This window comes from Hymenobacter sp. AT01-02, assembly GCF_000961955.2.
Taxonomy (GTDB): domain Bacteria; phylum Bacteroidota; class Bacteroidia; order Cytophagales; family Hymenobacteraceae; genus Hymenobacter; species Hymenobacter mucosus.
Genome location: NZ_JZIR02000022.1, coordinates 1 through 26,640 on the forward strand (window position 1 = coordinate 1; position 26,640 = coordinate 26,640).

The 26,640-nt window shown below is 54.3% G+C and carries 22 protein-coding genes and 3 pseudogenes; 3 read left to right on the forward strand and 22 right to left on the reverse strand.

Annotated features, from left to right (window positions below; all coding sequences use genetic code 11):
• Nucleotides 1-22 precede the first annotated feature (22 nt).
• The 9 genes and pseudogenes from tsf to recA all read right to left on the reverse strand — a co-directional run bounded on the left by tsf (nt 23) and on the right by recA (nt 8,043).
• Nucleotides 23-862 (reverse strand): translation elongation factor Ts, encoded by an 840-nt coding sequence (gene tsf, locus VI25_RS09035; protein WP_045689286.1) that lies wholly within the window; start codon nt 860-862, stop codon nt 23-25.
• 159 nt (nt 863-1,021) lie between these two features.
• Nucleotides 1,022-1,810 (reverse strand): 30S ribosomal protein S2, encoded by a 789-nt coding sequence (gene rpsB, locus VI25_RS09040; RefSeq protein ID WP_045689285.1) that lies wholly within the window; start codon nt 1,808-1,810, stop codon nt 1,022-1,024.
• Nucleotides 1,810-2,195: pseudogene (gene rpsI, locus VI25_RS09045) on the reverse strand (30S ribosomal protein S9). The gene rpsB and the pseudogene rpsI overlap by 1 nt, the downstream one beginning before the upstream one ends.
• A gap of 43 nt (nt 2,196-2,238) precedes the next feature.
• Complete coding sequence (rplM, locus tag VI25_RS09050; RefSeq protein ID WP_045689283.1) at nt 2,239-2,691, reverse strand: 50S ribosomal protein L13; 453 nt, start codon at nt 2,689-2,691, stop codon at nt 2,239-2,241.
• A gap of 225 nt (nt 2,692-2,916) precedes the next feature.
• Nucleotides 2,917-3,630: an RluA family pseudouridine synthase gene (locus VI25_RS09055; protein ID WP_045689282.1), complete on the reverse strand. Its 714-nt coding sequence runs from the start codon at nt 3,628-3,630 to the stop codon at nt 2,917-2,919.
• Between the two features lie 99 nt (nt 3,631-3,729).
• A complete protein-coding gene (locus VI25_RS09060; protein ID WP_045689281.1) occupies nt 3,730-4,818 on the reverse strand; it encodes a sensor histidine kinase in 1,089 nt (362 codons plus the stop codon).
• A gap of 131 nt (nt 4,819-4,949) precedes the next feature.
• Nucleotides 4,950-5,651 (reverse strand): response regulator transcription factor, encoded by a 702-nt coding sequence (locus VI25_RS09065; RefSeq protein WP_045689290.1) that lies wholly within the window; start codon nt 5,649-5,651, stop codon nt 4,950-4,952.
• Between the two features lie 261 nt (nt 5,652-5,912).
• Entirely contained in the window at nt 5,913-6,743 is an 831-nt protein-coding gene (locus VI25_RS09070; protein WP_045689280.1) for a DUF3108 domain-containing protein, read from the reverse strand.
• Nucleotides 6,744-6,946: 203 nt separating this feature from the next.
• Nucleotides 6,947-8,043, reverse strand: a pseudogene (recA, locus tag VI25_RS09075) (recombinase RecA).
• A 193-nt stretch (nt 8,044-8,236) separates the two neighbouring features.
• On the opposite strand from recA, the gene VI25_RS09080 reads away from it, so the two are divergent.
• Entirely contained in the window at nt 8,237-9,406 is a 1,170-nt protein-coding gene (locus VI25_RS09080) for a hypothetical protein (protein ID WP_052695337.1), read from the forward strand.
• Nucleotides 9,407-9,414: 8 nt separating this feature from the next.
• On the opposite strand, the gene VI25_RS26685 is transcribed toward VI25_RS09080, so the two are convergent.
• Together VI25_RS26685 and VI25_RS28850 are read right to left on the reverse strand one after the other, a co-directional pair.
• Nucleotides 9,415-9,609 (reverse strand): GNAT family N-acetyltransferase, encoded by a 195-nt coding sequence (locus VI25_RS26685; RefSeq protein ID WP_236704987.1) that lies wholly within the window; start codon nt 9,607-9,609, stop codon nt 9,415-9,417.
• Nucleotides 9,610-9,665: 56 nt separating this feature from the next.
• Nucleotides 9,666-10,109, reverse strand: a pseudogene (locus VI25_RS28850) (GNAT family N-acetyltransferase); the annotation flags it as partial.
• 44 nt (nt 10,110-10,153) lie between these two features.
• Here VI25_RS28850 and VI25_RS09085 point away from each other — a divergent pair.
• Nucleotides 10,154-11,038, forward strand: a complete 885-nt coding sequence (locus VI25_RS09085; RefSeq protein WP_045689278.1) for an SDR family NAD(P)-dependent oxidoreductase — start codon at nt 10,154-10,156, stop codon at nt 11,036-11,038.
• Between the two features lie 138 nt (nt 11,039-11,176).
• Here the strand turns inward: VI25_RS09085 and VI25_RS09090 are convergent, their stop codons facing one another.
• The 8 genes from VI25_RS09090 to guaB form a co-directional block, all read right to left on the reverse strand.
• Nucleotides 11,177-11,614 carry a hypothetical protein gene (locus VI25_RS09090; RefSeq protein ID WP_045689277.1) on the reverse strand — a complete coding sequence of 146 codons (438 nt, stop codon included), beginning with the start codon at nt 11,612-11,614 and terminating at the stop codon, nt 11,177-11,179.
• 49 nt (nt 11,615-11,663) lie between these two features.
• A complete protein-coding gene (locus VI25_RS09095) occupies nt 11,664-12,626 on the reverse strand; it encodes an AAA family ATPase (protein WP_045689276.1) in 963 nt (320 codons plus the stop codon).
• Nucleotides 12,627-12,716: 90 nt separating this feature from the next.
• A complete protein-coding gene (locus VI25_RS09100) occupies nt 12,717-14,105 on the reverse strand; it encodes a peptidylprolyl isomerase (protein WP_072144783.1) in 1,389 nt (462 codons plus the stop codon).
• A 294-nt stretch (nt 14,106-14,399) separates the two neighbouring features.
• Nucleotides 14,400-16,727: a peptidylprolyl isomerase gene (locus VI25_RS09105; protein WP_045689275.1), complete on the reverse strand. Its 2,328-nt coding sequence runs from the start codon at nt 16,725-16,727 to the stop codon at nt 14,400-14,402.
• A gap of 181 nt (nt 16,728-16,908) precedes the next feature.
• Complete coding sequence (locus VI25_RS09110; protein WP_045689274.1) at nt 16,909-17,322, reverse strand: ATP-binding protein; 414 nt, start codon at nt 17,320-17,322, stop codon at nt 16,909-16,911.
• Nucleotides 17,323-17,346: 24 nt separating this feature from the next.
• Entirely contained in the window at nt 17,347-17,676 is a 330-nt protein-coding gene (locus VI25_RS09115; RefSeq protein WP_045689273.1) for an STAS domain-containing protein, read from the reverse strand.
• A 14-nt stretch (nt 17,677-17,690) separates the two neighbouring features.
• Nucleotides 17,691-19,754: a GAF domain-containing SpoIIE family protein phosphatase gene (locus tag VI25_RS09120; RefSeq protein ID WP_161806907.1), complete on the reverse strand. Its 2,064-nt coding sequence runs from the start codon at nt 19,752-19,754 to the stop codon at nt 17,691-17,693.
• Nucleotides 19,755-19,984: 230 nt separating this feature from the next.
• Entirely contained in the window at nt 19,985-21,457 is a 1,473-nt protein-coding gene (gene guaB, locus VI25_RS09125; protein ID WP_045689272.1) for an IMP dehydrogenase, read from the reverse strand.
• Nucleotides 21,458-22,060: 603 nt separating this feature from the next.
• On the opposite strand from guaB, the gene VI25_RS09130 reads away from it, so the two are divergent.
• A complete protein-coding gene (locus VI25_RS09130; protein WP_045689271.1) occupies nt 22,061-22,906 on the forward strand; it encodes an oxidoreductase in 846 nt (281 codons plus the stop codon).
• Between the two features lie 79 nt (nt 22,907-22,985).
• Here the strand turns inward: VI25_RS09130 and VI25_RS09135 are convergent, their stop codons facing one another.
• The 3 genes from VI25_RS09135 to hrpB form a co-directional block, all read right to left on the reverse strand.
• Nucleotides 22,986-24,284 carry a PAS domain-containing protein gene (locus VI25_RS09135; protein ID WP_045690527.1) on the reverse strand — a complete coding sequence of 433 codons (1,299 nt, stop codon included), beginning with the start codon at nt 24,282-24,284 and terminating at the stop codon, nt 22,986-22,988.
• An 18-nt stretch (nt 24,285-24,302) separates the two neighbouring features.
• Nucleotides 24,303-24,659 carry a hypothetical protein gene (locus VI25_RS09140; RefSeq protein ID WP_045690526.1) on the reverse strand — a complete coding sequence of 119 codons (357 nt, stop codon included), beginning with the start codon at nt 24,657-24,659 and terminating at the stop codon, nt 24,303-24,305.
• Nucleotides 24,660-24,936: 277 nt separating this feature from the next.
• Nucleotides 24,937-26,640: ATP-dependent helicase HrpB (gene hrpB / locus VI25_RS09145; RefSeq protein WP_055562444.1), on the reverse strand; the 1,704-nt coding region annotated here is incomplete at its 5' end.

Below are 26,640 nucleotides of genomic sequence, written 5' to 3' on the forward strand. Positions count from 1 at the left end.
TCTTTTTTGTCTAGCTCAAGGCTTAGCCTACAATAGCTACACGCTTGAAGTCAGAAATCGTCAAGCCCTTTTGAGTCTTGTCGAGCAGTTGAGCAATTGTTACTGAATTGTCTTTTACAAACTCCTGGTTTAGCAAGGTGTTTTCTTTGTAAAACTTATTCAGTTTGCCCTGTGCAATTTTTTCAAGCATTGCCTCTGGCTTGCCTTCGGCACGAGCTTGTTCTTTGCCGATCTCAATTTCACGTTCGATGGTAGCAGCATCAACGCCATCCTTATCGAGAGCTACTGGCTTCATAGCTACAATTTGCATAGCTACGTCGCGGCCTACTGACGTCACGTCGGCACCACCTACGTTTTTCAGGGCCACTAGAACGCCTTTCTTATTATCGGAGTGGATGTAAGAAGCTACCTTCTCAGCAGTCACATTTTCGTAAGAAACTACGTCTAGCTTCTCGCCAATTTTGCCCATCAGGTCAGTGATGTGCTCCTGTACGGAACGACCATCTTCTTGAGGAGCAGCTAGCAGTTCTTCTTTCGTAGCTGCGTTAGTTTTCACGGCCGCATCCAGTACGAGTTGCGCTAGGTTCTTGAAGTCGGCTACTTTCGCTACTGGCTCGGTTTCGCAAGCCAAAGCAATCAGTTTACCGTTGGTGCCATCCTCGCTTACAGCAGCCAGTACAAGGCCTTCAGATGTTGCGTTATCCGAACGCTTGTCAGCAATTTTCTGGCCCTGCTTGCGCAGAATGTCACGCGCAGCTTCGAAGTCACCATCGGCTTCCGTTAGCGCTTTTTTGCAATCCATCATGCCAGCACCGGTCATGGTGCGGAGCTTGTTCACGTCTGCGGCGGTAATTGCTGCCATTGTTGTGAGAGTATATGAGGGTGTGAGGGTTAATTTCTGTGCAACTGCCGGTAGCTAATGGCTTCAAAGGTGATGCATTAGCTAGCGTTGGCAGGTAAAGAAAAAGGGAACATCGGAGCCAACGCTTCGCATGTTCCCTTTTTTCAATGAACAGGCAGACTATTCGTCAGCGTTCTGTTTTTCCTGAATGCCTTCGTCTTCAGCTTGCTTTTTGTCGGCATCCTCCTTGTCGACTTTGCGCTCCGATAGGCCTTCCTCGATGGCTTTGCCAATCACGCCCACGATGAGCTGGATTGACTTCGATGCGTCGTCGTTAGCGGGAATGGGGAACTGCACCAGCTCAGGGTTCGAGTTCGTGTCGCAGATAGCAAACACCGGGATACCCAGCTTCTGAGCTTCTTTCACGGCAATGTGCTCACGCTTCACGTCTACCACGAACAGAGCAGCAGGCAGACGGCTCAGGTCGGCAATACCGCCCAGAACGCGCTCCAACTTCTCGCGCTCACGCGACATCATCAGCTTTTCGCGCTTTGCGAGAGCAGCGTAGGCCGTATTTTCTTTCACCATCTTATCGATAGTGCTCATTTTCTTCAGCGACTTGCGCACCGTAGTGAAGTTGGTGAGCATACCACCCAACCAACGGTCAGTTACGAACGGCATTTTGAGACGCTTAGCCTCTTCCGTTACAATTTCTTGCGCTTGCTTCTTGGTGGCCACAAACATCACCTTACGACCGCTCTTAGCAATGTTACGGATAGCCGCAGCTGCTTGATCGAGCGAAACGAGGGTTTTGTTCAGGTCAATGATATGGATGCCGTTCTTCTCCATGAAGATGTACGGCGCCATTTTAGGATCCCACTTGCGCGTAAGGTGGCCAAAGTGCGACCCCGCGTCGAGTAGTTCTTTATAAGTGGTGGTCTGAGCATGATAAGGGTTCCTCTGGAAGATTAGCGTTTCGAGAACTGGAACGAACGACGAGCTTTGCGCTTGCCGAATTTCTTGCGTTCCACCATGCGCGGGTCGCGGGTCAAGAAGCCTTCTTTCTTCAGCGCGGGGCGAGCTCCGTGTTGTCGCCGACGATGGCTTTCGAGATGGCCAGACGGATAGCTTCAGCCTGAGCCGAAATGCCACCACCGCGCACGTTCACCTTGATGTCGTACTGACCGACTTGCTCGATCGTCGCCAAAGGCTGGTTCACGATGTTTTCCAGGAGCTCGTTACCGAAGTACGTCTTCATGTCCCGGCCGTTGATAGTGATATTCCCTTGCCCGGCCTGCATGTAGATGCGGGCCACCGAGGTTTTTCTTCTACCAGAGGTATTGGAGATTTCCATTAATGAAATGAATTAGAGAAAAAGGAAAGCCTTACGAAAAGGCTTAGAGGTTCGTGAGTTCAACAGCTTTGGGCTGCTGCGCTTCGTGGGGGTGCTCAGAGCCGGCATACACGTACAGGTTGCGGAACTGTGCTGCGCCCAGCTTGTTGCCTTGCAGCATACCACGCACAGCGTGCTCAATCACGCTAGCCGAGTTTTTGGCTTTCTTGTCACGCAGGTTAATGCGCTTCTGACCGCCGGGGTAGCCCGAGTGCGTGATGTAGATTTTGTCGGTCAGCTTTTTGCCCGTTACGCGCAACTGGTCGGCGTTGATAACGATGACGTTGTCGCCGCAATCAGAGTTGGGGGTGAACGACGGCTTGTGCTTGCCACGTAGCATGTTGGCAATCTGGCTGGCCAGACGGCCCAGCGGCGCAACACTGGCATCAACCACAACCCATGCCTTATCGGCGTTGGCTTTGTTGACGGATACCGTCTTGAAGCTCAGATGATCCATTGGGGAGGAGGATAAGCGTTTGGAAATGAGGAGAAAACCGAACGAGGTTCGGGAAAAACGGACACAAAGTTACCGCCTTTGGGCGGATATGCAAGGCCTTGTGTGATTATTTGTGCCTGAGTTAGAAGTAAGTACACGAGCGCCTCAGCCAGAGCAAGCCAGCAGTTGACTTGCTCGCCAACAGCAGTAATCATATACAACTAACTGCAACAGCTCAGTTATGAGCTACTGATATTGGCGTAGCGTATCTACCAATACCCGAAAATCTTTTGGGTAGGGTGCCTCAATTGTGGTGGTTTCACCATTTAGCAGCGCAAACGTGAGTTGGGCAGCATGTAGCGCAAACCGCTTGATGAAAGGTTGCTCTTCTTCTCCCTGCTTTACGTTAAACTTCTTTTTCAGTGAAGACAGGTAGAAGTTGTCGCCCCCATACATAGTATCTCCTACAATAGGCGCTTGGAGGTACATAAGGTGCAGGCGAATCTGGTGCATGCGCCCTGTTACGGGCTGGCATTCCAGCAGCGTGTGCTTGGCAAAAGCTTCCAGGGTGCGCACCATGGTTATGGCAGGCTTACCCTTATAGGCCAACCGAGCCTTGCCCTTGGTGGTCGTCTCAATGTTACGATCTACCTGCAAGCCCTCATACTCATGTACGCCCCAAGAGACGGCATGGTACACTTTTTTTACCTCGCGGTTTTCAAACTGCATAGCCAAATGACGATAGGCAGCCGGGTTTTTGGCGAGGGCAAGGGCACCGCTGGTTTCCTTATCGAGGCGGTGGCACGCTTGGATATCGTCGTACTTCTCGCGGGCTAACCGCAGGATATTCGGAGCTCCTCCGAAGCGCTCATCTAGAGTGGCCAGGAAAGGAGGTTTGTTGATGATGACGTAGTCTTCGTCCTCAAACAGAATCAGGTCGTTGAAATCAGGTAGCTTCATATGCGTGCTGCAAAGGTACGGCAATGTGGGCTAAGCATACGCGTGTGCAGCACGACCCACAAGTAATGAGTAGAATTGGCTATACAAGCAGTAGTAATCCTATTCTTGAGCAGTGGGAACCACTACAGGTCCTTTAGACTTGGGCAATTTAAACTCTAGTAAGGTCCCTTGGCCTAATTCACTACGCACCCGGATGGTAGACTTGTGCGCTTCTACAATGTGCTTGCTGATAGCTAGCCCTAGCCCTGAACCACCCGCATTACGCGACTCTCGGCTGCGGCTCTTATCAATACGGTAGAAGCGTTCAAAAATGCGGTTTTGATGCTGCTTGGGAATACCCTCCCCATCATCTTGCACGCTAATGCGAATTCCTTTGCCACTCTCCGTCAGAGTAACCGTGACGTGCCCATACTCCCGACCGTACTTGATGGCGTTGTCGATGAGGTTGATGAGCACTTGCCGAATACGGTTGCGGTCGGCTACTACTTGCAGCGGCTCGTTGGGAGTAGCAGTTGGGCAAACAAGGGCTAACTCGACGTGGCGAGCAGTGGCTTTCATCTCTAGTTGCTCAAAAATATCGCGCACTAGTTGAGCAATGTCGAACTTTTGGCGGCGCATGCGCACTACGCCCTTTTCCAACTGAGATATAGTTACTAAATCTTGCACTAGGGCATCTAGCGCATCAAGGCTGCTGGCAGCTTTTTGCAAGAACTTTTTGCGCGTGAATTCATCCACATCATCATCGTCTAAGATGGTATGAACAAAACCCTGAGCCGCAAAAATGGGCGTTTTTAATTCGTGTGAAACGTCGGCCAAGAACTCTCGGCGTAGTACCTGCAAGCGTTTCAGCTCGTCAATTTCCTGCTGACGGCGTTGCGCCATGTCCAAGATTTCGTCGCGCATGCGTTTTAAGGGCTCTGGTCGAAAGAGAAACTTACTCGACATGCGTCGGAACTCCTTCCGCTTGATATTCTCTAGCCCTTCGTAGATGTTGTTGATTTCCCGAAAAATCAGGGCTTCAAACATCAGGTACAGAAGCAAAAAACAGGCAGCTACAGTAATGCCTGCTGCCAGCACGCCATCCTGTAGTGTTAAGGTAGGCGCTACCCAAGCGAGGGTGGTCAGCACACCAGCTACCAGTAAGGACAGGATGATGGCAATGACCCGAGATGAAATGGTAAAACGCATACTGTTGAAACAAGAGGATACTCAAAAGACGCCATGCCAAACGCGGAACAGCTTCTAGCACTAGGAATATACTACTCCTGTGGCAGAAGGCTATCCACGCCTCGCATGACGTCTTTGCTAGTCCCTGTCGATTAGTTGTCGGTATTGAATTTGTAGCCGACTCCTTTTATCGTCTGGATGTGATGGTCGCCAACTTTCTCGCGCACTTTTCGCACGTGCACATCGACAGTGCGAGCTAACACGAATACGTCATTTCCCCAGATGTTCTGGAGCAACTCGTCGCGCCCAAATACTTTATGGGGCGAGGCGGCCAGAAATGCCAGCAGTTCGAATTCCTTTTTTGGCAAGGATATTTTGCGCCCATCCTGGTACACCGCAAAACCGGTGCGGTCAATCTTGAGGCCGTTGATTTCAATAGACTCTACCTGCACCTGCGGGTCTTTATCCCGGCGCACATAGGCAGCCAAGCGGCTCATCAGTGCGCGAGGCTTAATGGGCTTAGCAATGAAGTCGTCGGCACCGGCATCAAAGGCGGCAACTTCTGAAAACTCTTCAGCACGGGCCGTTAAGAAGATGATGTATGTTTCCTTGAACTTAGGTATTTCGCGCAGTTGACGGCAGGCGGCAATACCATCGAGGTGAGGCATCATCACATCCAGCAAGATAATGTCGGGGTTGAACTGTGGCGCAACCTCCAATGCTTTGCGGCCATCTGGGGCAGAGGCTACCTCGTACCCTTCTTTGCGCAGGTTGTACTCCAGTAGCTCTACAATGTCTGGATCATCATCGACTACTAAAATCTTGTAAGCGTTAGGCGAGGAAGTTGGTTGCACGGGGCGAGGCGGTTTGGGGTAGAAAAGAATACGCGAAGACAAAAGTACCGCCGGCCGGCGGGCACAGCGTGTTACGTTTTCGTTACCCGGCACTGGGGCAGGACGACGCACGTACGGAGTTGTATAGGTTTCGGCGGGTTCCGACGAAGCTGAACAGGAATTTTCCGGGGTCCAGGGTGAATCAGTGAAATCCATACAGAGCGGGGAGGGGAGAAGGCAATAAAAAAAGCGACCCCACAGGGAGTCGCTTTCTCAAAGACATTAGTTCTTAGCTACCAAATTCAGACGGTTTCGCAGGCCTTTGTATTTGTACATATCTATTTTCACGGCGCCCACGAACATCTCAGCCTGAATCAGCACCGGAATTTTATTTCGGTCGTCGGAGAGATAAACCGAAATGGCATTTTCTCCTCGGAACAGCTTGTTGCTAGGCATTTTAGGGACGAGGCGGATAGCGCGAATAACGCCGGCTTTGGTTTCTACCGTTTCGCGTCCTTTATACACAACGTCCATATTGAAAACGTCTTCGTCGAAGAAGCCCTGCACCTTTATGACTTCGCCTACCCGCCGCTGATCATAGTTGAGAGTGCGCAGGAAGTAAAAGCCGCTTACTAGGTCTTGCACGTTGTTGGGGATTTTGAAGGTTCCGTGCTTAACCTCGTTTTTGTTCTTTTTGTAGCTCTCAACCGTTGCCATGTCGCGCAAGTGGTCGAAGTCTACCGTTTCGTGCTTGCGGTAATTCTTTTCTTCGATGCTGCGCGTAAAGCGCTGGGGTAAGATGCTGGTCGTGTCGATGTAAGAGCGCCACGTATCACGGATGCGCAGAAAGTAGTCGAACGAGCCAATAGTAGTACCCGAAACAGTGGCCCGGTAGCAAGGCCGTTCGTTCACGCGATGCACGTTGGGGTCTAGTTCAATTACCGCTTCCGCCGCATTGATCAAGCCATAATGCACCTTATATTGAAGAACCTCACCGCGCTCAAAGCTAGTATTGGCAACGCTACGGGTAGCATTTGAAAGAGGGCTGAATGCCGTGAGCAGCGCCGCCAAGGGCAGCAGAAGCGACGGGAACAGGAGCCAGCGGCGAGTCATGTAGTAGCGGCAGAGTAGGGTGTAGCCGGTGCCTCTTCAAATGGGGTGCCAGCAAAGATACAGGATTCGGATTGGGTACGAATATTTCCTTACGCAAAGCCCATCTGAATTGGTTTTGTGCCGGGTCACTTACCCAGTATAAGCATAAAAAGCCCCGCTGGTTTACCAGCGGGGCTTTTTACATACCGCAATAAGATTACGACTTACAGCTCAACTGTTTCATCGTCATCCATCGAACGATCCTCGGGAATAGCTGCTAGTGCTTCCTCCGGGTCGCCTTTCACCTTGGCGCGAATCTGTGCTTCGATCTGGTCGGCCAATTCAGGGTTGTCCTGTAGGATGGTCTTTACGCCTTCACGGCCCTGGCCAAGACGGTCGCCATTGTACGAGAACCACGAGCCCGACTTGGCAATGATGCCCATGTCAACGCCTAGGTCAAGAATTTCGCCCACCTTCGAGATACCCTCGTTGTAGATGATGTCGAACTCGATAACCTTGAAGGGGGGAGCTACTTTGTTTTTCACCACCTTCACCTTCGTGCGGTTACCCGTCACGTTGTCTTTGTCCTCTTTGATCTGACCAATACGACGGATGTCAAGGCGAACCGAGGCGTAGAACTTCAGAGCGTTACCACCAGTAGTGGTTTCGGGCGAGCCGAACATTACGCCGATCTTCTCACGCAACTGGTTAATAAAGATGCAGAGGCAGTTGGTTTTGTTGATGGTACCCGTGAGCTTACGCAGGGCCTGAGACATCAAGCGAGCATGCAGACCTACTTTGGAGTCACCCATGTCGCCCTCCAGTTCACCTTTCGGTACCAGCGCTGCTACGGAGTCAATCACGATAATGTCGATGGCACCAGAGGAAATTAGCTGATCGGCAATTTCCAGTGCTTGCTCACCATTGTCGGGCTGAGCAATCAGCAGGTTCTCAGTGTCGATACCTAGCTTTTTCGCATACAGTGGGTCAAAGGCGTGCTCGGCGTCGATGAAGGCCGCAATGCCACCTTTCTTCTGCGCCTCAGCAATAGCGTGCATGGTGAGGGTCGTCTTACCCGACGATTCTGGACCGTAGATTTCTACACGCGGCCCTTGGGCAAACCGCCTACACCTAGGGCAATATCTAGGCCTAGCGAGCCGGTGCTGATAACTTCGACGTCCATCACCTTGTTGTCGCTGAGCTTCATCACGGTGCCTTTGCCGTAGTTTTTGTCAAGCTTGTCCAGGGTGAGCTGGAGCGCTTTCATTTTCTCGGCGTTGGCGTTGACAGTTTTCTCGGCCTTGTCAGTGGTTGCAGCCATTATATAGAGGGGTTGTTTGGAAATGCTTAGGTTTGGTGAATGTAACCCTTTTAGCCGGCCTCTACAACCGTGTAGGAAGCAAGCCAGAGCCACATTGCCGGGGCCTTTTCGGGTCGGCTCATGGTAACGTCGACGGGCTATATTTTGTGCCCACAATGCTAAAAAAATTCGTTGATTTTAGTGTGTTTTTTCTGTGCTAAAATTTTTGGGAAATAGCCGCGTTTCTACCGCCCTGATACTGACGTTGGTAGGTTGGTTGGGTACGCTGCAAGTAGCGTTTGGGCAGTTAGATAATCGGGCATTTACGTATCCCCTGCCCTTGGGGCCATCTTACGAGCGGCAGCTCCGCTTAGATGTGCAGGGCTTCTTATTCAATAAGGACAACGAATATTTCAACAAAATTGACCCCGGTCTCACCTACTTCGGTGCCCAACTAGCCCCGCGGCTAGTATATTTTCCTGCCACCAATCTACGACTGGAAGCTGGCGTCTACCTCTGGAAAGACTATGGTACGCCACGGCTACGGCAGGTGCGGCCGCTACTCACGGTAAAGTACCAGCAGGGGCCGCACCGGCTCATCTTTGGCAATCTGGAAGGCCATCTGCACCACGGCTATATTGAGCCGCTGTTCGACTTCGAGCGCGTCATTACGAATCGGCTGGAAGAAGGTAGCCAGTATCAGCTACGAACGCCCCGCACCTTTCTGGATGTGTGGGTAAACTGGCAACGCCAGCAGTACCGATTTAGCAATTTCCAGGAAGAGGTAGCGGGTGGATTCTCCTCGGAGTTTAACCTGCTGGGCGACTCTACGGGTTGGCTCCTGAAGCTACCTGTGCAGTTCACGGCCACTCACCGCGGCGGCCAGCTCGACACCATTGACATACCCCTGCAAACCCTGTTTAACGGCGCTACCGGCCTACGAGTGCGGCGGGCAGTAGCGTCTCGCTTCGTGCAGGCAGCGCACTTCGACGGGTACTTCGCTTATTTCAAGGATTACTCTTTTACTAGTGCACTGCCCTATGGCCACGGTACGGGTCTCTACCTGAACGCTGGTCTTGATACCAAGCTATCCAATCTGCAACTGGCTTACTGGAGTGGCAACGGCTTTATATCGCCACTGGGGGGACGGCTGTATCGCTCAATCTCGGTATCAGCTGTGGACCCAAATTACACGGAAAAGCAACGAGAACTGCTGATTTTGCGAGTGATGCGGGATTACCGGCTGCCCGGCAACCTGCTTCTGACTACCCGTTTTGAGCCGTTGTATGATCTAAACAATGGGCTCTTCGACTTTTCCTTTGCTCTCTACCTCAATTTCAACCAAAGCTTCTTGCTGAAGACCCTCCGACGCGACGATGACTAGCAGCGCTCTTACTGTCCGGTCTGCTTGCGTACGTAGTAACGGATGGGTGTAGCGTTCCGAACACCCAGTGCCCAGCGGTGGGGCTGGGGTGGGACGGGGTGGAAGCCAACGGCCTCGGCCACGGCGCAGCTGCGTGGGTTATCGTCGCGGCAACGGATAAGTAGATGAGCAGCACGCAGGGTAGTAAACCCAAACTCCACCATGCTGCGAGGGCTTCGCGGGCGTACCCGTGGCCCTCGGCCTCGGCGGAGAGGTAGTACCCAATTTCACCCGTAACAGGCGACCTCCAGCTGGGCCGCAGGCTAATATCGCCCAGGTAGCGCCCAGTAGTAGTATGCCAGATGCCGAATACGTACAGGTGGCCGGTTTCCCAATCTTGGTCAAACTGATACAAGACTTGGGCAGCGTCAGCACGGGTTTGCACGGCTGCTAGGCGAGCGGGAAACGCAGGTTGGAGGCGCGGGCGGTTAGCATCCAGAAGGCAGAAGAACAGTTCGACATCAGTGGCTGGTAGGGCCGTAGTGTTAAGCGAGCAGCAAGGCACGGGACCCGGGTGAGCGATGGAGCAGCGTACATGATTTGGGGAGAATGCCTCGAAAAGAGCTAGCTGAGATGCAGCAGAGGCATCTGCGACCTTGTACGCGAAAACCCGCTCTCCAGAATGGCGTTGAAAACAAGCAGTACGTCGAGAGTTTGCTTGCATGGCGGCTCGTCGCAACAACTTACTTCAACTTTAATACTATAGCCATGAGTGCTAGACTGCAGAATAAAGTAGCCATTGTAACGGGCGGCGGTGCCGGTATCGGCGAAGCCATTTGTAAGAAATTTGCTCGCGAAGGCGCCGCAGTAATTGTGGTAGGCCTCGCCAGTGACCCCGTTCGTGAAGTAGTAGATGAAATCCTGGCCAGCGGTGGCCGAGCCATTGGATACCTCGGCGACATCTCCTACGAGGAAGCCGCCAAAGACTGCGTAGAAGTAGCCGTGAAAGAGTTTGGGAAGCTAGACATTCTAGTTAATAATGCCGGTGCTTTCCCTGCGGTGTCTACCATTGACAAGTACCCCACGGATGCATTCGAGTACATGATTAAGAACAACGTGTACTCCAACTTCATGATGACGCGCGCTGCTATTCCGCACTTGCAGAAAACGCACGGCAACATCGTGTCGGCTGGTTCAGAGGCGGGCCATATGGGCGAGCCCCAAAACACGCCCTATGGTGGCACGAAGGGATTTGTGCACGCCTTCCAACGCGGTGTAGCCGTGGAACAAGCTAAATTCGGGGTACGCTCCAATATTGTTGGCCCCGGGCCTATCGATACGGCATGGACCCACAAAGAAACGGGCCCCATGGACGCAAAGATGGAGAAGATGACAACCCAAGGCGTGCCATTGGGCCGTCGGGGTACGCCAGAGGAAGTAGCCAACGTATACCTCTTCCTTGCCTCCGATGAAGCAAGCTACGTAACCGGTGCCACCTATTACGTAGACGGTGGCGTGACCATCTCTAAAGGCCCGCATGGAGATGAGGTGCCTAGCAACCTGAAAAAGGAGCCAGTTGGAGGATTGAACCTGAAGCACTCTAAAGACGGCAACACCAAAATTCGCCAAGAGGCTACCGCTTCTATGAGCTAAACACCTGAACAGTCCGAACAAGGCTGTTTAAGACAGGTATAGATACAAACAAAAAAGAGGCCTGCTACACAGTAGCAGGCCTCTTTTGCGTTCAAACAGACGGTGCTACGGCCAAAACAACGGGCGTAGTAGAGCCGGCTATTTCTGCAGTGCTGCTCCAATGCCTGAGCGATGCTGTGGAGGGCTACCCAAGGACTGCTGCGTGCGCATTACGTTGAAAAGACGGGCAGCCTCATTGAAGAATTCTAGCCGGCGAATGAGCATCTCCTTAGTCAGCACACGGCCTTCGGGCGTACGCATCATAGCCTTCTTATCCTCCAAAATCTGGCGCATCTGGGCTTCCGTTTCTGCGGTGTGCTGCGTGAACTGAGCATAAAACTCTTCCACCCGTGCCAGGCCTTCCGTTGTCAGCCGATACTGGGCGCCCGCTTGGTTTAAGACCTCGCACAGCACGTATATCTCAATCGGCAGCGAGACGCCAAGGGCAGTGGTACGCACATCAAGGCCCACTTGCAGAGCATCCAGAATAATGGCAATGTTGCGCTCAAATTGCTGGTAATAACCGGCTGCTTCCATGTAGCTAGGAGGGAGAAAGTAAGATGTGAAGGGTACGAAGGTGCCGCTTCTACAGGAGTTCCTTTATAATCTGCTCTACGCTGATGCCTTCGGCTTCGGCCTTGAAGTTACGCACCAAACGGTGACGCAAAATAGGTAATGCCACGGCGCGCACATCCTCAATATCGGGGGAATATTTGCCGTGCAGCAAGGCGTGACACTTAGCTCCCACAATAAGATGCTGAGAAGCCCGGGGACCAGCACCCCATTCCAGTAGCTGAGAAGCCCGCACGGCCGCCCGATCTGTATTAGGACGGGTCTTGTGCACCAGTCCAACCGCATACTCTACTACGTTGTCGGCTACGGGCACGCGGCGCACCAATTGCTGGTAGGCTTGAATCTCGCTGGCGTGCAGAATTTTAGAGACACTGGGCTTCTTATCGGAAGTAGTGTTCTTCACGATTTGCAGTTCTGCCTCGTAGCTGGGGTAGCCTAGCTCAATGTTAAACATGAAGCGGTCTAGCTGGGCCTCAGGCAAAGGATATGTACCTTCCTGCTCAATAGGGTTCTGAGTGGCTAGCACGAAGAAAGGCCGCTCTAAAGGGTACCGCTTGCCAGCTACCGTCACGGCGTACTCCTGCATGCTTTCCAGAAGGGCCGCCTGCGTTTTAGGCGGCGTGCGGTTGATTTCATCAGCCAGCACAATGTTGGCGAAAATTGGACCCGGTACAAAGTGAAAGTCGCGCTGCTGGTTTAGCGTTTCCGAGCCCACAATGTCGGAGGGCATCAGGTCAGGAGTGAACTGTACCCGGTTGAACGACAAGTCCAGCGAATCGGCAATAGTTTGGATCAGCAAGGTTTTAGCCAAGCCGGGCACGCCCACTAGCAGGCAGTGACCCTGCGAGAAGACGGCCGTGAGTACTAGCTGTACTACCTCTTCCTGCCCGATAATGACCTTGCCGATTTCCTTGCTTAATGTGCGGTATGATTGGGCCAGCGCGTCGGCGGCTTCTTTATCGGAAGAGAAGGACATATTCTATCGAAATGTAGAGTAAGCATAAGACCCACGCAGTGAAGTTTCGCTGCACGAAGCTCACTGCGTGGGTCTTATGCTCAATTCACTTTATAAAGAAGAATTCAGAAGGTTGCAGCCTGTATACTCCGGATCTACTTCCAGGTACACCGTGCCACGGTTCTTGAGAAACCACTCGTCGAGGGCTTTGTTTTTCTTCTCCTCTAGTGCGGCAGCGGCCAGTTTCTGGTAGTCGTCCGTGATGTTGGCTTGGTGGGGCGGATTGTTCGACTTCAGCCACAGGATACGAACAGCATCCTTGCCATCGTCGGTGCGGTAGGGCAGGGGTGGGGTGATGCTGCCTACCTTCATTGTGTCAATGGTGAAGAAAATGGCCGGGTCCAGCTTGTCGAGTGGTAAGTAAGAACTACCGTCGGTTCGGTTGGCAATCAGGCCACCATTGCCCCCAGACGTTTTATCGTCGGAGTTATCTTTAGCTGCTTTCGCAAACGTTACGCTATCGGCCATAATGCGGCGACGCAATTTAGCTAACTCCTGGGCAGCTTCGGTGGCATCGGCAGTGCCGGTTTCGGGCTTGAGCAGAATGTGCCGGGTGCTGAAACTGTCGCCTTTGCGCTCAATCAGCTGAATCAAGTGGAAGCCAAACTGCGACTCTACCACGGGTGAGAGCTGCCCCGGCTCCAACCGCAAGGCGGCGGCTTCGTACTCGGGCACCAGCTCGCGGCGCTTGAAGAAGCCTAAGTAGCCCCCTTCTACCGCCGAGCCAGGGTCTTGCGAGAATTGCTTTGCCAGCGTGGCGAAATCCTCGCCCGCCAGAATGCGTGCCCGCAGGTCGTTAAGCTTGGCTTGAGTAGCCTGCTTCGCTTTGGAGTTGGTCTTAGCAATTTTAATGATTTGACCCACTTCTACCTCCGTGGAGTAGTAAGGAAGACTGTCTTTGGGAATGCGGTTGTAGAATTGGCGCACCTCGCGCGGAGTCACCGACACCTTACCCGCAATTTCATCCTGCATCTTTTGCTGCACCAACTGATCCTTCACCTGAATGCGCAGTTCGTCCTTAAGCTGCTTGATGGGTTTGTTGTAGTACTCTTCTAGCTTCTTCTCCGACCCAATCTGCTGCACGAAGTACGCCATGCGGCGGTCCAGCTCATTTTTTACTTGACTGTCTTCTACAACTACTGAGTCAGTCTCAGCCTTTGCTAGTAGCAACTTGTTGAGAGCTAGGCTCTGTAAGATACGGCAGCGCAAGTCAGGGGGCAGGGGCTTGCCTTCGGCTCGAGCCTGCTCCTGAGCGTATAGGTTTTCCAGATCGGAGCGCAACACGATCTGGTTATCAACTTTGGCGACAATGCCATCGACGATTTGGCGGCCAACGGGGCGACCTATGCCGAGCTGCGCGTAGCTGGACGTAACCGAAGCAGCCAGCAGGGCCGCACTCAACAGCACCCCGCGGGCCGATAATTGGAAAAACTGAGTCATTGGAATCTTTACCAGTAATGCCCGCAGAAGCTACTACCCTCTACCAGCTAGACAGCAGGCAAAACGCCAAAAGCTGCCCGTAAATTTCATCATAAATCCTTTCTCCGGCAAAAACCACCAGTGCAGGTAACAAAAGCCCAAATTCAGGAAGTAGAGCCCAGAAGTGGGGGCACCGTTGCACGGCCGAAAAAAGAAACGAGTACTGAGTAGTAAGAAACTATCAGAACGGAAAGTGCTACGTGGTACCAACTTTCCTGGTCTTGCTTCTGCTGCAGCAGTACTCGCTTATAGGTGCTACTTCGTTACTAGTTTTTCTACCTCTGGCTGGTTGATGCTCACAGGATACTTTTCGCGCAGTTGGGCAATCCATTCCTTTTCCAGGTGATTCTGGTAATCGGAGGTAGCTTGTCCGCGCGCTTCAGCTAGGCTCTTTGGGCCCGCTGGCAGCTGTTTCTCAACAATCACAGTATAGTAGCGGCCGTCCTTCTGGGTAGTGTACGTGCCTGGAGCACTGCTCAAGAACTCGTCTATTACCTTGTTATCACCCTTCTGGAAGCTACGCTGCTGCACTTGCACGGCCAATGGGTTTTGTGCATTAAAGCGCTGCTCAATAGCGGCAGGGTTGCGGGTGTAGCCCCGGAAATAAATGGCATCTACCGAACCCGCCGCCCGCGACTGCGCACCGCCTATTGTTACGTTTACTGGTACGCGGCTAGCCCGGATGCCCTGCTGAACGAAGTAAGACTGAATCTGGCTGGCCCGCTGACGAGCTAGGGTAGCCGCCGCTGCATTTTTCACCTGACCACTAATCGTAACCTGAAGCGTGGTGTCTGTTACTAGTTGGCCCGCCAATGCTTCTAGCGAAGCCGTGCTAGCTGGGTTTAGTGTAACGGTGCGTGGCCGGAAGCTGACGCTGGCTGGAATGCCTTGGGTGATAGGCAGCGAAGCGGCAGGATTAGCTACTAGCTGCTGCACCTGTGTGCGCAACGCCGGAGTGGCCGCGCTAATCACGGTAGCTTGCACGCGCGGCTCCCACTGATACTTGGCCTGGTTGGCGGCAAAGAACTTCTGCAAACCTACTGTGTCTTCAATGGCCTTGCTCCATACCTTCTCATCCATGAGTTGGAACAGCAGAATACCGTCGCGGTACTCTTTCACCAGCATGCGGTAGTCCTCATACTTGGTTTCCAAATTGGCTTTCTCAAACTCAGTTAGGCTCTGATCTACGTACTGATCGTAGAGCTGCTGCATGGTGAAGCGGGCATCAGAGCCGGCACGGGGCTTCTGATTGCTCTGGACGTAGGTTAGGAAGTCGGAAACGGGGTAGGGCTTGCCCTGAATAGTAAATAGTGTTTGAGCGTCGCCAGTAGCCTTTTTGCCTTTTGCTGGGGTGGCGGGAGCCGTGTACTTAAAGCGGCCATTTACCAGGGCGGTGTCGGCCCTGCTAAGCACGTAGTCTTTGGCCGCCTGATTTTCGGAAAAGTTGTTTTCAGTGCGCACCCGCTTCAGGAAAGCCGCGCGGTTGAGCTCCGAGCGCGAATCCTTGGACACCTTGCTCTTCAGCGTCGGCTCCATGGCTTCAAATGTGGGGATTGGCTGCTTCTCAATGAGCCGGATGATGTGCCAGCCATAGGGCGTCTGCACCGGTGCCGACAGGTCGCCGGGCTTCTGTAGTTTGAATGCTGCTTCTTCGAAGCTCGGAATCATACGCCCAGTGCCAAAGGGAGGCAACTCTCCACCGTTAGCCGCCGAGCCCGCGTCTTCCGAAAACTGCGCAACAAGCTTTTCCCAGTTCTCCTTGCGCTGGGTAAGGCGGCTATAGAGTTCATCCACCTTCTTTTTTACCGTTACCGAATCGGCCTTGGGCATACCTGGCGTAGCCCGAATCATTAGGTGAGCTACCTTGATTTCCCCCTGGGCGGGTCGCACATCGTTCACCTTAATGATGTGGTAGCCAAAGCGCGTACGCACCGGCTGCGAAACCTGCCCGGCTGGCGTGCTATACGCTACCGACTCGAAGGGATACACCATTTGCATGGCCGTGAAATAACCCAGCTTACCGCCGTTTTCGCGGGCAGAGGGGTCTTCTGACGTTTCCCGAGCTACCTTCCCGAAGTCCTCGCCTCCCGTTACGCGCTGGCGCAGCGCAGTGACCTTCTGGTAGGCCGCTAGGGTATCTTTGGGGTCGGCATCGGGCTGCACCCGAATGAGGATGTGCGAGGCATTAATTTCCTTGCTCATCCGGTCATAGGCCTCGCGTACCAGCTTATCGGTTACGCTTTTCTCCGTGAGGTAGGGCTGAGCAAGTTGCTGCTTGTAACCATCTAGCTCCCGCTTAAAGGCCTGCGTAGTATCGAGGCCGCGTTGCTCGGCTTCCAGCACCTTCAGCTTGAAGTTGGTATACAAGTCCAGATACTCTGTTACGCTGGCCTTGGTGCCGTACTCAGGTGCCGAGCTGTTGTTTTTGCGGTACACGTAGGCAAACTCCGAAGCGGGTACTGCCGTGGTGCCCAAGGTTTCGACAACAGGCTGCTTAGCCGCAGTAGTAGGTTTGGTAGTTTGGCAGCCAGCGGCCAAAAGAGCAGCTGCGGCAGTACCGGCAAGCAAAAAGCGGTGGTGCATAGAGGAAAAAAGGAATCTGCGAAGCGCGTAAACCGGCCAGGGTGAGCCCCGGACATGAACGGCTGACAAACGCAATTTTACGGATTTTTTTCGGCCAGCCGGCCGGCCGCTTACGAAGTAAGTAACATAAAAAAAGCGCCCGGTCGCTGGGCGCTTTTGGTGGTACGTAACGAACGAAAGCTCAACCTAGTTTCTTATACAGGCGGCACACATTGTGGGCGCCCACCGTGGTGAACTCCACCCGGTCCATAATTCGGTTGACAAGCATCATTCCTACACCGCCTTTCTTCCCAATGCGGACGAACTCCTGCAAATCGGGCTCCTTGTATGAGGAAGGGGAATAGGAAGTGGGGCTTTCATCCTCGATTTCGATACCAAACTCCTGGTTGCGCATGCTCACGCGCACATCCAAAAACTGAGATTCGTCTTCCTGATTGCCGTGAATGATGAGGTTGGCCACCACTTCATCCACTGCCAACACAATCTGGTTAGTATGCAACTCCGATAACTGGTAGCTTCCCAAAAAGCCGCTCACGAAATCACGCACCACCTTAAGGTTGCGGCGAGTGCAGCTGATTCGGATTGCGTTTTTCATTCTATTCTGATACCCTATGGCTCATTAAACAGCAGCCGCTTCTGCCTGCGACGGTACAATCGTCAGCAGCGAATCTAGACCCAGTATTTCAAACACATTGTGGACTTTCTCTTGCATGTTGAAAAACACCAGCTTCACGTTGGCGTCCTGAAAACGCTGCAAATGAGAAATAAAAACTCCTAGGCCCGCCGAGGAAATATAGTTGAGGCGCTGGCAGTCGATGAGAACCTTGGTATAGTTGAGAATCTCAGGGGCATTTAACTCGCTATCTAGCAGCACTGACGAGCTAGCATCTAGCTCGCCATCTAGGCTGAGGGTAAGCGTATTTTCAGAGGAATGTTGCGTTATTTTCATAACTGCGTGCTACGTTAAAGGCGGGCTTCGGGTTCGGAGTCCTTGAACTTAATGACGAGTAGGGTTTGGTCGTCGTGAATGGGCTGACCGCGGCTGAACTCCTCTAAGTCGCTCAGAATACGCTCTTTAATGGCTGTAGCGTCTAGGTAGTACGTGCGCTCCAGCATTTGCAGCAACCGGTCTTCCCCGTACTCTTCACCACCCTCACCCCGGGCTTCTACAATGCCATCGGTGTAGATGACCATGACGTCGCCAGGGTTATAGTCGTAAAACTGATTTTTGATGTGCTTCTCGTAGGTATCGTTGCGAATGATACCCAGGCCTAGCCCAGCAGTGTGGAAGTACGATACTTCCTCTTTAATGGAGTGATAGTACAGCGTATGGCAGTGGCCGGCGCGGGCAAATACAAAGCCGCCGTGCTCATAATCAATGATGTATAGAGAAGCCGTGATGAAGGCGGCCTTCTCTAGGCAGCGCGCCAGGGCATTGTTGGCCTGGGCCATGAACTTACTGGGTACGGGGAACTTCTCCCGCTCATTGCGCGCTAGGGGGTTTTCCTGCATGAGGGCATGAAAGATGCCCTTCATCTGCGCCACGTGGAAAGCAGCCGTAATACCCTTACCCGATACGTCGCCGATGAGCACCGCCAGGCGCCGGCCGGGCAAATGCAAGAAGTCGTAGAAGTCGCCCCCTACTTCTTTGGCAGCCAGAGCATGGGAGCTGATTTCAAACCAGTTGTCGATGGGCAGGTCTTTCGGAATCAGGCTGTCCTGCACCGACGAGGCAATCTTAAGCTCTTCCTGCACCAACTGATTCTGAATAGAGGCCTGCATGAGTTGCAGGTTCTCAATGCTCAGCACCGTCTGACTAGTGAAGGTTTGCAGAATACTTAGGTTTTCACGGTCGAAGCCTTGGCGCTGCTCTTTCAGCATGTAAAGCGCTCCATATTGGCGCTTGCTGGAGCGCAGCGGCATTACAATAAGGGAGCCGTAGGGCAAGTTCAACGAGCGGAAACCAGTGCTATTAGGCAGGTCGTTGTTGAGGTACTCAATCTGGCCCAGGTTGTATTCTGCCAGGAGCTGACAAACGGCAGTGGCTTGCTCGGGCGCAATGCGATAGTGCTGGCCGCGGTAGTCGGTAGAAGAGTTGTCTGCTTCCAGCCAAGCAGCATCCGCCTCCACGGTTTGGATGGCCGAGTCGAAGAGCATGCGGTATACTTCCTCCGCTGTTTGGCTTTTCTGAATGAGCTGGGTGAGGCGCTGCAGGCTAAGAATCTCCTCGCGCTTTTGCTCGAATACTCCGGCCGTGGGCAAGTTGAAAAACGTTACCATCAAGCCCATAAAGGCATAGAAGGCAGCGAAAAAGGCATTCAGCAGCAGGAAAGCCTGCTGAGGTGCCGGGGTAATAAGCCGAACGGTATGGGCTGTGCGCAGGAAGTAGCCAACGAAGACGCCCATGGCCACAATAATACCTAGCTGTAGTAGCACCGTTTCCAGCTTTTGGCGCCGGTTGAGGTAGGCTACCCACTTTTGGTTGCTGCTCAAATAAGCCCCAAATCCGCCTAGGAAAACGAGCACCCCAATCAGGACTGCTTGGGGTGGTGACCAGGACACCAAGCGCACCAATAGCGTAATGCCGAGTAAGGCCTCAAACCAGCCCCATTGCCGCCGCAAGCGGGCAGACGACCGGAATAGGACCAAAGAACGCCAGCTGTAATTGGTACGAGCTAAGAATAAAATGAATAGGCCAACGTTTATGGTGTAAGCGACGGTAGACACTACCGACGAAATTCCCGGTGTCTGCTGGCGAAACAGGTCTTCTAGTAGGTGCAAGCCCACGCAAACAGTAGCCAGTAAACCAGGGCCTAGTAGTAGTCGGCGCAGAAGGCCTACAAAGTCTAAGCCCCGTAGGCGGTCAGGCTGGGCACGCTCGTGTAAAAACACCGCAGCAGCAAAAACTGCTTGAGCTACGAGCATGGGCCAACCTGGGAAGCTAGTATTGCCAATCTGTTGCGGATGCGCATACAGCAAGGAGCAAACCAGCAAGCCAACCCAGCTTAGAAGGGCAAGCGGCAACATAAAGGAAGATAGCTTCCGGTCAAAGGGCATGAAACCAGGTTAAGGTCAACCATTCCGCCGTGCAAGCATGGCGTTTGGCGAAATGGATGGGCAAGATAAGCCATGTGTACCTAACTACCGTTGTCAGTTGACTGATGTCATGAGCCAGCTAACCGATATATAGGACGATAATACAAAAATGCCGACAGCGCAGAGGCTGTCGGCATTCTAGGAAACACTACCAGCTTAGCCTACTTGCTGCTGTAGTTGGGCGCCTCACGGGTAATTTGTACGTCGTGGGGGTGCGACTCTCGTAGTCCAGCCCCCGTGATGCGTACGAAGCGCGCCGTCTGCAACGCTTCAATGCTACCAGCTCCGCAGTAGCCCATGCCTGCCCGCAGGCCACCGGCCAGCTGGTAGAGCACTTCGCTAGCCAGACCCTTGTATGGAACGCGACCTACAATACCCTCAGGTACCAGTTTCTTCACATCGTCCTCGGCGTCCTGGAAATATCGGTCTTTCGAGCCTTCTTCCATGGCTTCTACCGAGCCCATACCGCGGTAGCTTTTGTACTTACGGCCTTCAAAAAGCGTTACCTCGCCGGGTGCTTCTTCCGTGCCAGCCAGCAAGGAGCCAATCATGATGGTGCTAGCCCCACCAGCCAAAGCTTTTACCACGTCGCCAGAAAACTTGATGCCACCGTCGGCAATGAGTGGAACCCCAGTGCCTTCCAGGCCACGAGCTGCTTCCATCACGGCCGAAAGCTGAGGTACCCCAATGCCAGCAATAATGCGCGTAGTGCAAATAGAGCCGGGGCCCACGCCTACCTTCACGGCATCGGCACCTGCATCAGCCAGGGCCCGGGCTCCTTCGGCGGTAGCTACGTTGCCGGCAATAACCTCCAGGGTAGGATACTGCTGCTTAATGCTGCGTACGGCGTCCAGTACGCCTTTGCTGTGGCCGTGGGCTGTATCTACGCTTACTACGTCAACGCCAGCATCTACTAGGGCAGCAATGCGCGCCAGGAGGTCGGGAGTAACGCCTACGGCAGCCCCCACGCGCAGGCGGCCAAACTCGTCTTTGCAGGCGTTAGGGGTGCGGCGGCGCTTCCGGATGTCTTTGTACGTAATTAGGCCTACTAAGCGGCCTTCCGCGTCTATCACGGGGAGCTTTTCTACTTTAGAATCCTGTAGGATGTCTTCAGCCGCCGTGAGTTCGGTGCCCGCCTTGGCCGTTACCAGGGGCGAAGGAGTCATCACGTCCGAAACCGAACGGGTCATGTCTTTCTCAAAGCGCAAGTCGCGGTTGGTGAGAATGCCCTTGAGACGGCGCTGCTCGTCTACAATCGGAATACCACCGATGTTGTTGTTGCGCATCAGCTTCTTGGCATCGGCCAGAGTAGCTGTTTCCTCCAGGGTAAAGGGGTCGAGAATCATTCCGCTTTCGGAACGCTTCACGCGGCGCACCAGCTCGGCCTGGGCCCGGATGCTCATGTTCTTGTGAATGATACCAATACCGCCCTCCTGGGCCATGGCAATGGCCATGTCGGCTTCGGTTACGGTATCCATAGCCGCCGATACAAAGGGAAGTTTAAGCCGAATGTTGCGGGTAAGCTGAGAACTGGGGTCGGCGTCGCGGGGCAGTACTTCCGAGTAACCGGGAAGTAGCAGGACGTCGTCATAGGTAAGAGCCTCGAAGGCAATTTTGGCAGCGTAGTCGGCCATGGCAACAAGAAGGTTAGGTTCCGCTTATTGCCGGGTAAAATTACGGCGAATAATTGGGTTTCCGGTTTTTACCTGTTCATTTCCGGTTGTCGTTCTGTTAATTTCTTTTCCCAGGCCGTAAAATCAACGTCATAAAAAGAGACCCGACGCAGTAGCTAAGGCCTTTCTAACGGAGAGGGAAGCATGTAGTAGGAGAGCGGGCTATTACTGGGCCGGTACCGTGGGAACCAGCATTCTGGGTGTTGGACAGCGCAAATCTAAACTGTAATGCAGGGTCGCGGTCAGGTATTGCTCTTCTCGAAGACTGGGCGCCCTACTAAGGTGCTATCAGTAAAGGAGGCGGAAATGCCACTATACTTTGCCTATTAATTCATGTAGCTGCCTTTCAAAGCGGCATTGGGCGTGGTCTTAGTTGAAGGTGTTGTCGTTCATGCTTGCCGAAGCCTAGTCACAGTTCACTCGATGCGGTGCCATACAATTGGCCCATAATGGGGTTGAGGGCGGAAACCGAGTGCCTAAAAACCCAAGGGGCACTTTTGGGGTTAAACCTGCCAGCCGCTTCATCCGAGGCGGTAGCATCAGTATCATTCCCCTCAACATAGTATGGCAACTACCAAAACGTGGTTCATAACCGGTGTAAGCACCGGATTCGGCAAAGAACTGGCCGAGTACTGCCTAAATAAAGGCGACAGTGTGGCGGCTACCTTCCGCAAACAGGAGCAAGCCGATGAGTTCACTCAGAAGGCTGGCGATAAAGGCCACGGCTTCGTGTGCGATGTTGTGAGCGAACAGCAAGTACGGCAGGCCGTGCAGGATGCTATTCAGCACTTCGGCCAACTTGATGTTGTGGTAAATAACGCCGGCTACGGTTCCTTGGGTAGCATCGAGGAGATTGACGAGGCCGAAGTGCAGCGTCAGTTCGATGTGAACGTGTTCGGTCCGCTGCGGGTATTGCGGGCCGTGCTACCCCACCTTCGCGAGCGGAAAAGCGGCCACGTGCTCAACATCACTAGCATTGGTGGCCTAAAGACCTTCCCTGGCGTGGGCGTGTATAACGCCAGCAAATTTGCGCTCGAAGCCCTTGGTGAGAGCTTAGCTCAGCAGGTCGCTCCCCTGGGTATTAAGGTAACCAACATTGAGCCGAGCGGTTTCCGTACCGACTGGGCAGGTCGCTCTGCTTCCTTCGTGGATACCGCCATTGAGGACTACCGCTCTACAGTAGGCGAAAACCTTAAGGGTATTCAGAGCTATAGTGGTAAGCAGCCTGGCGACCCCCAGCGTGCTGCTCAAATCATGTACGACTTGGTGCGTCAGGAAAACCCGCCCCTGCACTTACCGCTTGGCAAAGCAGCCGTGAAAGGGGCGCGGGAAAAATTCACGAAGCTGGTGCAGGAGCTAGAGCAAGTGGCTGACCTCGGCGACTCTGCCGATTTCCCAGCTGGCGAGTAAGTACGCTTGCACTCATAAAGAAAGCCCCGCGGTGCAGCACCGCGGGGCTTTCTTTATGAGTCTTTACAGTAACAGTGTGCTATACGGGCTTTGGGCCGGCCGTAGTGGCAGCCAATTGGGCGCGTAGCTCTTGCACTTCGCGCTCTAACTGAAGAGTACGGAACGTTACCTTCACTTCTAGATCTTGGTAAGAGCGCTCTAGTTGGTTTTGTAGCTCTCGCATGTCCGTTACGTCGGTATTGGTACCAAACCAGCGTTCTACCTCGCCCTGGTCGTTGCGTATGGGCACGGCACGGGTTAAGAACCAGCGGTACAAGCCCTCTTTGCTGCGCAGGGGAAAAGTCAGTTCCCACGGTTCACCGGCCGGCCAAGCTTTCTGCACAAAAGCCGCCACTTGCTTGATATGGTCGGGGTGATGTACTTTTTCCCAGCCCCAGCCTTTCATTTCTTCCAGCGTAGTACCCGTGAAATCGTACCAGCGTTGGTTGTACCACGTGATGTAGCCGTCGGCCTCCGCCATCCAGGAGAGTTGGGCTACATTGTCGGCCATGGCTATAAAGTCGGCTTCACGGCGGCGCAGCGCTGCTTTGGCTTCGTGCTGCTGGGTAACGTCCTGCATGGCCCCGATCATGCGCATAGCTTGGCCCTCATCGTTGCGCGCTACGTGCCCCCTGTCCATGATTTGCGCGTAGGAGCCGTCAGCTTTCAAGAAGCGGTAATCATCGTGCCAGTCCGTTTGGCCGCCGTCAATTACGGCGTGAATGCCATCAACTACTCGGTCTCGGTCTTCCGCATGAATATGGTCGTACCACCAATGCGCAGCCGTGTTAGAAGCATCGGCACCGTAGCCCAGCACGCGCTGTACGGCCGGGTTCCACTTAATGGTGTTGTCTACTAGGTTCCAGTCCCAGATGGCGTCGTTGGTAGCCAGGGAAGCTAGGGCATAGCGCTCCTCGCTCTGGCGCAGGACTTCCTGCTGCTGGCGCTTGCTGGTAACGTCGGTGATGGTACCAATAAACCGCACGGCTTGGGTGTGTTCAGCATTGAAGAAGGCCCGTCCCGTAGCCCGTGCCCACCGTAGCGGAAGGTTCTCCTGGAGGCCAATAATTCGGTATTCTGTATCGAACAATCCCGACCCGGTGGGTGCTAAGGCCCGCTGCACGGCCGCGTCGATGGGCGCACGGTCGTCGGGGTGGAGGCCCCGCAGGAAATCTTCATAGGTAATGGTATCGGTAGCTGGTAGGCCGAACAGCTCTTTGCAGCGGGCCGACCACACTAGTTCGCCGGATACCGGATTCAGGTCCCAGGTACCCACGCCGGCCGCATCCACGGCGGTTTGCAGTCGTTCGTAATGGATAGATTCCTCGGAGAAAGCCATAGGTGAGGGCAGAGGGGGCTAGGGCTGCAATAGTTGCAACTCCATACCAGATTGGAAATACAGAGTGAGGGCGCGGAGGTGACCATCTGGTGCCCGTCGCAGACGAGTAACCAGCGCAGTCGTTTCTTCGTCGGGTAGCTGCAAATGCAGGTAGGGGCGGCTCAACAGGGCATCGCGCTGCACCGACCATTGCCCGCGGATAGCGCGGCTTGCGGTATCCACTTGCAGATGACCTTCCTGTAATTGCAGGGTAGTGGCCTGGGCCAGGGGAGTAGTTGCACTGGCTCGGTTCAATATTCGCTCCGCTACACGCCAGGTACCCGCTAAATAGGCGTCTGGTACTTGCTGTAGGTTTACATCGAGCAGATCAATCATGCAGGCAGAAAGTCGGGCGGAGCAAAGGCCTTGGTTGCTTAGGCGGGGCTAACGTACGCGTGGGCTGGAAGGCGTAGGGGGTGGTAGTAATACCGGATTTTTTGAAAAATGTTAGGGAATATACGGGAAGCTTACCTCAACAATAAAATCAGGTAGAACATACCGCGGCCAGGTGCTGAGTAATCTATTCCCTACGCTGGCTTGGCGGAAGCAATAAATAGTTGATAAACCAGGCGTTAGTAACCGTGGCTGCGGCTTAAGTATAAGGCGCCAAAAGCTACATTCCATTCTGCTTTTTAGTACCCCGAATAGCCTGCGCGTCCAAGGGATTTTCGGGCCAGTAGTGCTTGGGGTAGCGCCCCCGGAGTTCTTTGCGCACCTCAAAGTAGCTGCTGGTCCAGAAGCTGCGCAGGTCGCGCGTTACCTGAGCCGGGCGGTAGCCCGGCGACAACAGGTGCAGCGTGAGGGGCACCCGCCCCCCGCCTACAGTAGGCGTATCTAGCAAGCCAAATACTTCTTGCAGCCGTACGGCCAGAACTGGGGCGGCGGGGTCGGCATAGTCGAGGCGGATACGGGAGCCGGTGGGTACTTCTAGGTGAGACGGGGCCAGGCGGTCTAGTTCTTGGCGTTGGGCCCAGCCCCCGGGTAGCCAATTGAGCAGCGCCTCCCCCAAGTCTACGCGGCTCAACGCCGCCAAAGATTTTATATCCGTCACGTAGGGTCCCAGCCAGTCGTCAAGCTCCGCACCCAGGTGCTCATCCGATACATTGGGCCAGCTTTCTGGAAACGTATGATGTAGAAAGGCCAACCGCTCCCGCACGTGTGTAGCGGCCTCGCTCCAGGGTAGGCTGCTGATGCCGCCCGCTCGCAAGGCTCCGAGCAGCGCCGCCGTAATAGCTTCGGGGCTGGGGTTGGGTATGGTGGTTTCTGATAGGACCAGGGCCCCCAACCGGCGCAAACGACGGGCTACTACTCGGCCAGTTGCTTCGTCCCAGCGTACTTCGTCGCGGGTTTCTACTTGATCAGCAAAGTACTCCTCCAACTCGGCCCGGCTCAAGGGGGCTGCCAAACCTGCTCGGGGCTGGGAGGCCACCCCATCGAGAGCCGCTACGGCAAAAAATACGTCCTGCTGCCCAAAAAACTCCGCGGGGAGCATGGCCCGCTGTCCACTTACTAAGCGCACCCGTTCGGACGTTTCGCGTTGGGCCAGGCGGTCGGGGTAGGCGAGGGCCGCCAGCAGCCCCGCCACATCCGGCTCAATTTCTCCCTGGGCCCCGGTGCGGCGCCGCAGCACGGCCGCCGCTTCCCGCACCCGGCGCACGGCTGCTCCGTCTGGCAGCAAGCCAGGCAAGGGGGCTCGTCCCGTGGCCAAGGCTTCAAGACGCAAACGCAAATCGGGTGGGCCAAAGGACCCATCTGCCGGCCGTAGAATATCACGCTCCGTAAGCAGCGCTGCCAACGCACAGGCCGTAGCGCCGTGTCCTAACGCTTGGCCACGGGCTACTAGGTGCGCCAAGCGCGGTGCCAAACCCAGGCCCGCCAACGCGCGGCCGTGGGCCGTAGGCTGCCCCGTACTAGCCAATGCCTGCAAGCGCACTAATAAGTCGCGGGCCTGGGCCAGGGCGGGTGCTGGTGGAGCATCTAGCCAGCGCAGAGCAGTAGCATCTTGCGCACCCCACAGGGCTAGTTCCAGGGCAAGAGGGCTGAGGTCGGCGGTTAGAACTTCGGGGGCCAGGTGATGAGGCAGTTCTCGGTACTCGGCTTCCGTCCAGAGGCGGTAGCAGGTGCCGGGCCCCAGGCGGCCCGCGCGGCCCCGGCGCTGGTCGGCGGCGGCTTGGCTGACAGGCTCCGTGCCCAGAGTTGTTAGGCCAGTGCGGGGCTCAAAGCGGGGCACGCGGGCGTACCCGCCATCTACTACAATTGTAACGCCCTCAATGGTCAGGCTGGTTTCGGCTATGCTGGTTGCTAGCACCACTTTTGC

Coding starts and splice junctions, on each gene's coding strand:
- VI25_RS09055 (WP_045689282.1), bottom strand. CDS start 3,630: ATGAAGCTACCTGATTTCAACGACCTGATTCTGTTTGAGGACGAAGAC.
- VI25_RS09085 (WP_045689278.1), top strand. CDS start 10,154: ATGAGTGCTAGACTGCAGAATAAAGTAGCCATTGTAACGGGCGGCGGT.
- VI25_RS09120 (WP_161806907.1), bottom strand. CDS start 19,754: ATGTTGCCGCTTGCCCTTCTAAGCTGGGTTGGCTTGCTGGTTTGCTCC.
- tsf (WP_045689286.1), bottom strand. CDS start 862: ATGGCAGCAATTACCGCCGCAGACGTGAACAAGCTCCGCACCATGACC.
- VI25_RS09130 (WP_045689271.1), top strand. CDS start 22,061: ATGGCAACTACCAAAACGTGGTTCATAACCGGTGTAAGCACCGGATTC.
- VI25_RS09095 (WP_045689276.1), bottom strand. CDS start 12,626: ATGTCCTTCTCTTCCGATAAAGAAGCCGCCGACGCGCTGGCCCAATCA.
- VI25_RS09100 (WP_072144783.1), bottom strand. CDS start 14,105: ATGACTCAGTTTTTCCAATTATCGGCCCGCGGGGTGCTGTTGAGTGCG.
- VI25_RS09105 (WP_045689275.1), bottom strand. CDS start 16,727: ATGCACCACCGCTTTTTGCTTGCCGGTACTGCCGCAGCTGCTCTTTTG.
- VI25_RS09115 (WP_045689273.1), bottom strand. CDS start 17,676: ATGAAAATAACGCAACATTCCTCTGAAAATACGCTTACCCTCAGCCTA.
- rplM (WP_045689283.1), bottom strand. CDS start 2,691: ATGGATCATCTGAGCTTCAAGACGGTATCCGTCAACAAAGCCAACGCC.
- VI25_RS09090 (WP_045689277.1), bottom strand. CDS start 11,614: ATGGAAGCAGCCGGTTATTACCAGCAATTTGAGCGCAACATTGCCATT.
- guaB (WP_045689272.1), bottom strand. CDS start 21,457: ATGGCCGACTACGCTGCCAAAATTGCCTTCGAGGCTCTTACCTATGAC.
- VI25_RS09060 (WP_045689281.1), bottom strand. CDS start 4,818: ATGCGTTTTACCATTTCATCTCGGGTCATTGCCATCATCCTGTCCTTA.
- VI25_RS09135 (WP_045690527.1), bottom strand. CDS start 24,284: ATGGCTTTCTCCGAGGAATCTATCCATTACGAACGACTGCAAACCGCC.
- VI25_RS26685 (WP_236704987.1), bottom strand. CDS start 9,609: ATGGTGGAGTTTGGGTTTACTACCCTGCGTGCTGCTCATCTACTTATC.
- VI25_RS09110 (WP_045689274.1), bottom strand. CDS start 17,322: ATGAAAAACGCAATCCGAATCAGCTGCACTCGCCGCAACCTTAAGGTG.
- VI25_RS09070 (WP_045689280.1), bottom strand. CDS start 6,743: ATGACTCGCCGCTGGCTCCTGTTCCCGTCGCTTCTGCTGCCCTTGGCG.
- VI25_RS09140 (WP_045690526.1), bottom strand. CDS start 24,659: ATGATTGATCTGCTCGATGTAAACCTACAGCAAGTACCAGACGCCTAT.